Origin of the sequence: Sphingobium sp. (assembly GCF_048594625.1) — a bacterium.
Lineage (GTDB): Bacteria > Pseudomonadota > Alphaproteobacteria > Sphingomonadales > Sphingomonadaceae > Sphingobium.
Genome location: NZ_JBMDWL010000088.1, coordinates 1 through 6,296 on the forward strand (window position 1 = coordinate 1; position 6,296 = coordinate 6,296).

Here is a 6,296-nt window from a genome sequence, read left to right on the forward strand (position 1 = left end):
CTGCCCCGATGGCCGGAGCGTTGCCCGATGGCCGGAGCGTTGCCCAATGGCCAGAGCGTTGATAGCGCCGCTCGGCGATCCTCCGATCGGCAGCCAAGCGTTCCGGCTTTTCCATTTTTGCGGGCCGCCTTTTCGACCGGCGTGGCACGCCGATCGATAAAGGACCGCTGCGACCGCCTCAACGCAGCCGGTCAATCTCTTCGGCCAGGCGCGTGTTGCGGCTGGTATAATGGAGTTCGATGTCCGCCAGGCGCCGGTCGATGTCGCGAAACTTGGATCGCACGTCACGGGTGGAACGGGCCGGATTGGTGCGCACCCCCTGCCAGAATTTCTCGTCGTCCCGGTCCTGATACAGGCCAAGCGGCTTGTTCTCAGCGAAATAGGCGACCGCGAAATAGGCGATCAGCGTCCAGGGGAAGGCCCCCATCAGCGTGACCAGCACAGCGCCGACACGGACCCACAGGACGTCGATCCCCGCATAGTCAGCGATGCCGGAGCACACGCCCATCCACTTGCCGTTCTGCTTGTCGAGGTAGAATTTGGTGCGGCGGGCGGTCATGTCAGGTCCTCCGGTCGAAATCATAGCGGTCGTCCTGGGCGGGACGGGATGGGCGAAAATCCGGATTGTCGGCCGCAACGATCCGTTCGACCGTCTGCAACCGCTCCTCCAGCCGGCGGGCGAGCAGGTGGAGCTCGTCCAGCAGCCGCTCATCCTCGTCGGTGATCTTGGGCGCCTGCTTCCACTTGGTGACATAGTGGAAGATCAGCCAGGGCATGCCGATGAACAGCATGCCGCAGACCATGATGGGCAGGAATATCTCTTCCATCGGGTCAGGCTCCCCCGGTCTTGCCGACGTTCATCGACGCCTTGAGCGCGGCGAGATCGGCATCCACCTTGTCGGCCGATTTCAGTTCGGCGATTTCTTCCTCCAGCGTCTTGGGCTGACCGCCCAGTGCCATGGCGTCCGCGCGACCTTCGGCCAGGTCGACGCGACGTTCGAGCATGTCGAACCGGGCGAAGGCGTCGTTCACCTTTTCGCCAGCATAGGCTTCGCGAACGCGCAGGCGGTTTTCAGCGCTCTGCATACGGGTGGCCAGGCTGTTCTGACGGGCGCGGGCTTCGCGCAGCTTGCCCTGCAACTTGGCGATGTCTTCTTCCGACGCGCGCAGCGCTTCGTCCAGCGTCTCGATCTCATGATTGAGATGGTCGGCCATGTCGGCGGCCTTCTGACGCTCTACCAGCGCCGCCTTGGCCAGATCTTCGCGATCCTTCGACAAGGCGAGCTGCGCCTTTTCGGTCCAGCTGTCCTGAAGCGCGGTCAGCTTGGCGATGTGGCGGCGCATTTCCTTCTGGTCGGCGATGGTGCGGGCCGCGGACGCGCGGACCTCCACCAGCGTTTCTTCCATTTCGAGGATGATCATGCGGATCATCTTCGCCGGGTCTTCCGCCTTGTCGAGCAGATCGGTCACATTGGCAGCGATGATGTCGCGGGTGCGGGAGAAAATACCCATTTTAACGTCACTCCTGGTCGTATCTTGTTTCAGGTGCCGGGGCGGGCGAGAGGGGGCATTCCCGCCCCGGCCGGATTGCGAACCCTTATGCCAGATAGCGCAGGGTCGCGGGGGTTTCCTGCGTCGCGGGGATCGGGGCTTCGCTGGCGCGGAACGCTTTTTCGCTGGCGCGGGCCGGGCCGACCGCCGAAAGGATCATGGTCGATCCGAACAGGACGGCGGCAACGGCGACCGACATCAGCTGACCCATATCACGGACGCTGTTCGTCTGGTTGGTCATCGTCATACTCCCTGAAATTTGGCCTTCATAGGTTCCGCGATTGCTTGCGGATTGCCCACAGCATTGCAGAGGCCGTGCCAATTTCAGAAAAGCCCCGATTTGCGTCCTTTTTCGCGTTTCGGCACGGGGGCATCGGCACACCCCCTTGCCAAGGAGTAGGAAATTTCACCATAAGTTGGCGCATGGAAAAAAATACGCAGTTCGTTGGCCAGTCGCTCGCCTTTCTCGACGCGGTCGAACAGGCGGGGCGCGCCGCCGAGTTGAACCGGCCAGTGCTGGTGATCGGCGAACGCGGCACGGGCAAGGAACTGATCGCCGAGCGACTGCACCACCTGTCGCCGCGCTGGGGCGAACCGCTGATCGTGATGAACTGCGCCGCGCTCCCCGAGACGCTGATCGAGGCGGAATTGTTCGGCCATGAACAGGGCGCCTTCACCGGCGCGACCAAGGCGCGGCCCGGCCGGTTCGAGGATGCCGATGGCGGCACGCTGTTCCTCGACGAACTGGGCACATTGTCGATGGCGGCGCAGGAACGGCTGCTGCGCGTCATCGAATATGGGGAAGTGACGCGGATCGGCGCATCGCGCGCGGTGACGGTGGATGTGCGGATCGTCGCGGCGACCAATGAAGACCTGCCCGCCGCAGCGGAGGCCGGGCGGTTCCGGCCGGACCTGCTGGACCGCCTCAGCTTCGAGGTCATCACCCTGCCCCCGCTGCGCGCGCGGGAAGGGGACATCAGCGTACTGGCCGATCATTTCGGGCGGCGCATGGCCGCCGAACGGGACTGGCCGCAATGGCCGGGCTTTACGGCCGCCTGCGCGGCGGAACTGGAAGGTTATGGCTGGCCGGGCAATGTGCGCGAACTGCGCAATGTGGTGGAACGCGCCGTCTATCGCTGGAACGAGCCGGGGCGGCCGATCAGCCAGATCACCTTCGACCCCTTTGCATCGCCATGGAAACCCCGGCCGATGATGCCAAGAGCCAGCGCCGTGCCCTGCGCCGAACAGCCCCCCGCCCCCGGCCCTGGCACTTCGAACATGGCGTCAGCCGCCTTTGACGATATCACCGATCTGCGCGCGGCGGTGGACGGGCATGAGGCCGCGATCATCAAGGCCGCGCTGGAACGGTTCCGCTATAATCAGCGGGCAACGGCCAAGGGGCTGGGCCTGACCTATGACCAGTTGCGCCATTGCATGAAGAAGCATGGCCTGAGCGCGGTCTGAGCCATGCATTGGGCGCGGACCGGGCCGCCCGCGCCCAGTCCGGAAATCAGCGGGTCGGGACAGGTTCGGGACCGCTATAGTCGTAGAAGCCCTTGCCAGTCTTGCGGCCGTACCAGCCCGCCTCGACATATTTCACCAGCAGCGGCGCGGGCCGATATTTGGGATCGCCGGTGGTCGTGAGGAAGATGTTGAGGATTTCGAGCGCGGTATCCAGCCCCACGAAATCGAGCAGGGTCAGCGGTCCCATCGGGTGATTGAGACCGAGTTTGCAGCCCTGATCGATGTCGGTGACGCTGCCCACCCCTTCGCCCAGCACGAACACCGCTTCATTGAGCATCGGCAGCAGGATGCGGTTCACGATGAAGCCCGGCGCGTCGAATGCCTGAACGGTCGTCTTGCCGATCTTCGCGGCGAAGGCTTCCACCGTGGCGACGGTTTCGGGCGTGGTGGCAAGGCCGCGAATGACCTCCACCAACACCATCACCGGCACGGGGTTGAAGAAATGGACGCCGACGAAGCGGCCCGCATCGGGCGCGGCCTGCGCCAGACGGGTGATGGGGATGGAGGAGGTGTTGGTGGCAAGGATGGCGCCGTCGGCCAATATCTTGCCCACATTGGCGAAGATGGCGCGCTTCACCTCCTCCCGCTCGGTCGCGGCCTCGATCACCAGTTGCGCAGCCGATAGCGGGGCGATGTCGCCAACGGGGGTGATGCGGGAAAGCGCGGCGTCGGCATCCGCTTGTGTGATCTTTTCCTTTTCCACCGCCTTGCCCAGCAGCTTTGCGATGCCCGCCAGCCCTTTTTCCGCGCGGGGCAGGTCGATGTCCGACAGGATGACGTCATAGCCCGCCTGCGCCGCCACCTGCGCGATGCCCGCGCCCATCTGGCCCGCGCCGATCACCCCCACTGTCACAATATCCGTCATGCGCCGTCTCTCCCTGTCGCGAATCCTGCGCTTGCTTTAGCTGCGCTGCGGCATTGGGGCCACTGTGCATGATGAACGGACCATCGCGGGAACGACAGGCCGTGCGACAATGAATGACGGATTGGACGGCCATACCCTATTTACGGCTTTGCGATGGGCCTCGGCCATGGTTAAAAGCCCGCCATGCCTGTTTCCGACATGATGCCAGCACCAGCGACCGGACGCTTCATCGCCGCCGTGCATCATTTTCCCCTGCGCGTCTATTTCGAGGATACGGACCTGTCCGGCCTCGTCTATCACGCCAATTATCTGCGCTATATGGAACGGGCACGGTCCGACATGCTGCGCGTGGCGGGGATCGACCAGCGCGCCAATCATGAAGGCGGCACGGGCGTCTATGCCGTCACCGACCTTCAGATCAAATATCGCCGCCCGGCCAGACTGGACGACGACCTGATGGTGGTCAGCCGCGTAACCGACGTGCGCGCCGCCAGCTGCGCCATTCATCAGTCAGTCAGGTGCGGCGCGGAAATACTGACCGACGCCACCATTTCCGTCGCCTGGCTGACGCCGCAGGGCCGCCCGCAACGGCAGCCCAAGGCCTGGACCGACATTTTCACTCGCCTGATGCAAGGGGAAGACATCCACCCATGACGCTCAACCTGCCTGCCGGCGCCATTACCGACGCCGCCACCATTTCCCCTCTGGCCCTGTTCCTTCAGGCCGACATCGTCGTGAAGGGCGTGATGCTGGGGCTGTTGCTGGCCAGTATCTGGACCTGGGCGATCATCATCGGATTCAGCGTCACGCTGCGCAAGGCGAGCAAGGAAAGCCGCAAATTCGAAACGGATTTCTGGAAGGCGGAAGACATTGACCGCTTTTATGAATCGCGCGGCAAGGCCGAATTCCCCGCCGCCAAGGTGATGGCAGCAGGCGTTACCGAATGGCGCCGGTCGACCGCGCAGAAGGTGATCGACCGTGACGGCACCCGCGACCGGCTGGGCACATCCATGTCCAGCACCATCGCGTCCGAAGTCGACCGCCTGTCCGATCGACTGAACATCCTGGCCACGGTGGCGTCGTCGGCGCCCTTCATCGGCCTGTTCGGGACGGTGTGGGGCATCATGCGCGCCTTCACCAGCATTGCGGCGGAACAGAATAGTTCGCTGGCCGTCGTCGCGCCCGGCATTGCCGAAGCACTGTTCGCCACCGCCATCGGCCTGTTCGCGGCCATCCCCGCGCTGATCGCGTACAACCGGTTCAGCCATGGCATCAACCGGCTGGAAGCGGGGCTGACCCGCTTTGCCGACAGCTTCTATGCGACGCTGAGCCGGGAACTGGAGGCGCAACGATGACCTTGGGCATCGTTGCAAAGGAAGGGGCACGTTAATGGCGATGTCCGGTCCTCCTTCATCGCGGCGCGGGCGCGGGCGCGCGCCGATGGCGGACATCAACGTCACGCCGCTGGTCGACGTCATGCTGGTGCTGCTGATCATCTTCATGGTCACCGCGCCTCTGCTGGTGACCGGCGTGCCGGTGAACCTGCCCGAAACGCGGGCCAAGGGGCTGGATCAGGACGCCAAGCCGACGATCGTGTCGATCGACCGCGACGGCGGGCTGTTCATCAATGAAGAACAGATCAACGATGCAGACCTGCCCGGCCGCCTGGGTGAGATCGCCGCCGCCAATGCGGGCCAACCCGAACCGCCGCAAATCTTTCTGCGGGCGGACACGGCGCTGGATTATGGCCGGGTGATGCGGGTGATGGGCGAACTCAATCGCGCAGGCCTGAACAAGGTGTCGCTGGTCAGCACCGATGCCGGTGCGGACAGCGGTGGTTCAGAATAGGGGCCATAGGTCAGCGATATGGAGCGCACGGAAAAGATCGGCCTTGGCGTCGCGACGGCAGGACATGTCCTGCTGTTCGGCCTGCTGTCCGCCGGATTCCTGAATACGCCCAACCCGTTGAAGCTGAAGTCCCCGCCCATGGACATCAGCCTGGTGGACGAGGTCGCGCTGCAATCGACCGCGCCGCAGATTTCGACCCAGCCCCCGCCGCCCAGTGTCGCGCCGGAAGACGGACCGACGGAGGACGCCAAGCCTGCGCCCGAACCGGCGCCCGCGCCTGAACCCAAGCCCGCGCCGCCCGAACCCCGGCCTGTTCCAAAGCCGACGCCGCCCAAGCCGGTGGCGAAGCCGGAACCCAAGCCCACGCCCAAGCCTGCGCCACCCAAGAAGGAGGTCGCCAAGACCCCGGCCAAGCCCAAGCCTGCGCCGGAAAAGCCAGCGCCCAAGGCCAAGCCTGCGCCTGAAAAGCCCAAGGCCGCCGCCGCCGCGCCATCCAAGGCAAAGAGCG

General features: G+C 64.5%; 9 protein-coding genes and 1 pseudogene. 5 read left to right on the forward strand and 5 right to left on the reverse strand.

The features are described from left to right. Positions 1-178: 178 nt before the first annotated feature. From pspC to ACOJSJ_RS10765, 4 genes are all read right to left on the reverse strand, one after another. The gene (gene pspC, locus ACOJSJ_RS10750; protein ID WP_420144979.1) at positions 179-559 is read right to left on the reverse strand and encodes an envelope stress response membrane protein PspC; all 381 of its coding nucleotides are present in this window, start codon (positions 557-559) and stop codon (positions 179-181) included. Between the two features lies 1 nt (position 560). Next, entirely contained in the window at positions 561-827 is a 267-nt protein-coding gene (pspB, locus tag ACOJSJ_RS10755) for an envelope stress response membrane protein PspB (RefSeq protein WP_420144980.1), read from the reverse strand. A 4-nt stretch (positions 828-831) separates the two neighbouring features. After that, positions 832-1,512, reverse strand: coding sequence for a phage shock protein PspA (gene pspA, locus ACOJSJ_RS10760; protein WP_420144981.1), 681 nt, complete (start codon positions 1,510-1,512; stop codon positions 832-834). Positions 1,513-1,597: 85 nt separating this feature from the next. Continuing rightward, positions 1,598-1,792, reverse strand: coding sequence for a hypothetical protein (locus ACOJSJ_RS10765; protein WP_420144982.1), 195 nt, complete (start codon positions 1,790-1,792; stop codon positions 1,598-1,600). A gap of 182 nt (positions 1,793-1,974) precedes the next feature. On the opposite strand from ACOJSJ_RS10765, the gene pspF reads away from it, so the two are divergent. Next, entirely contained in the window at positions 1,975-3,015 is a 1,041-nt protein-coding gene (gene pspF, locus ACOJSJ_RS10770) for a phage shock protein operon transcriptional activator (RefSeq protein ID WP_420144983.1), read from the forward strand. 46 nt (positions 3,016-3,061) lie between these two features. Here pspF and ACOJSJ_RS10775 read toward each other — a convergent pair whose 3' ends face one another. After that, positions 3,062-3,940: a 3-hydroxyacyl-CoA dehydrogenase NAD-binding domain-containing protein gene (locus ACOJSJ_RS10775; protein WP_420144984.1), complete on the reverse strand. Its 879-nt coding sequence runs from the start codon at positions 3,938-3,940 to the stop codon at positions 3,062-3,064. A 183-nt stretch (positions 3,941-4,123) separates the two neighbouring features. Between ACOJSJ_RS10775 and ACOJSJ_RS10780 the strand changes: the two genes are divergently transcribed. The 4 genes and pseudogenes from ACOJSJ_RS10780 to ACOJSJ_RS10795 all read left to right on the forward strand — a co-directional run. Next, positions 4,124-4,594, forward strand: a complete 471-nt coding sequence (locus tag ACOJSJ_RS10780; RefSeq protein ID WP_420144985.1) for a YbgC/FadM family acyl-CoA thioesterase — start codon at positions 4,124-4,126, stop codon at positions 4,592-4,594. Further along, positions 4,591-5,295, forward strand: coding sequence for a protein TolQ (tolQ, locus tag ACOJSJ_RS10785; protein WP_420144986.1), 705 nt, complete (start codon positions 4,591-4,593; stop codon positions 5,293-5,295). Before ACOJSJ_RS10780 ends, tolQ begins: the two co-directional genes overlap by 4 nt. Positions 5,296-5,329: 34 nt before the next feature. Then, positions 5,330-5,788, forward strand: coding sequence for an ExbD/TolR family protein (locus tag ACOJSJ_RS10790; protein ID WP_420144987.1), 459 nt, complete (start codon positions 5,330-5,332; stop codon positions 5,786-5,788). Between the two features lie 18 nt (positions 5,789-5,806). Further along, a pseudogene (locus ACOJSJ_RS10795) lies at positions 5,807-6,296 on the forward strand (cell envelope biogenesis protein TolA); the annotation flags it as partial.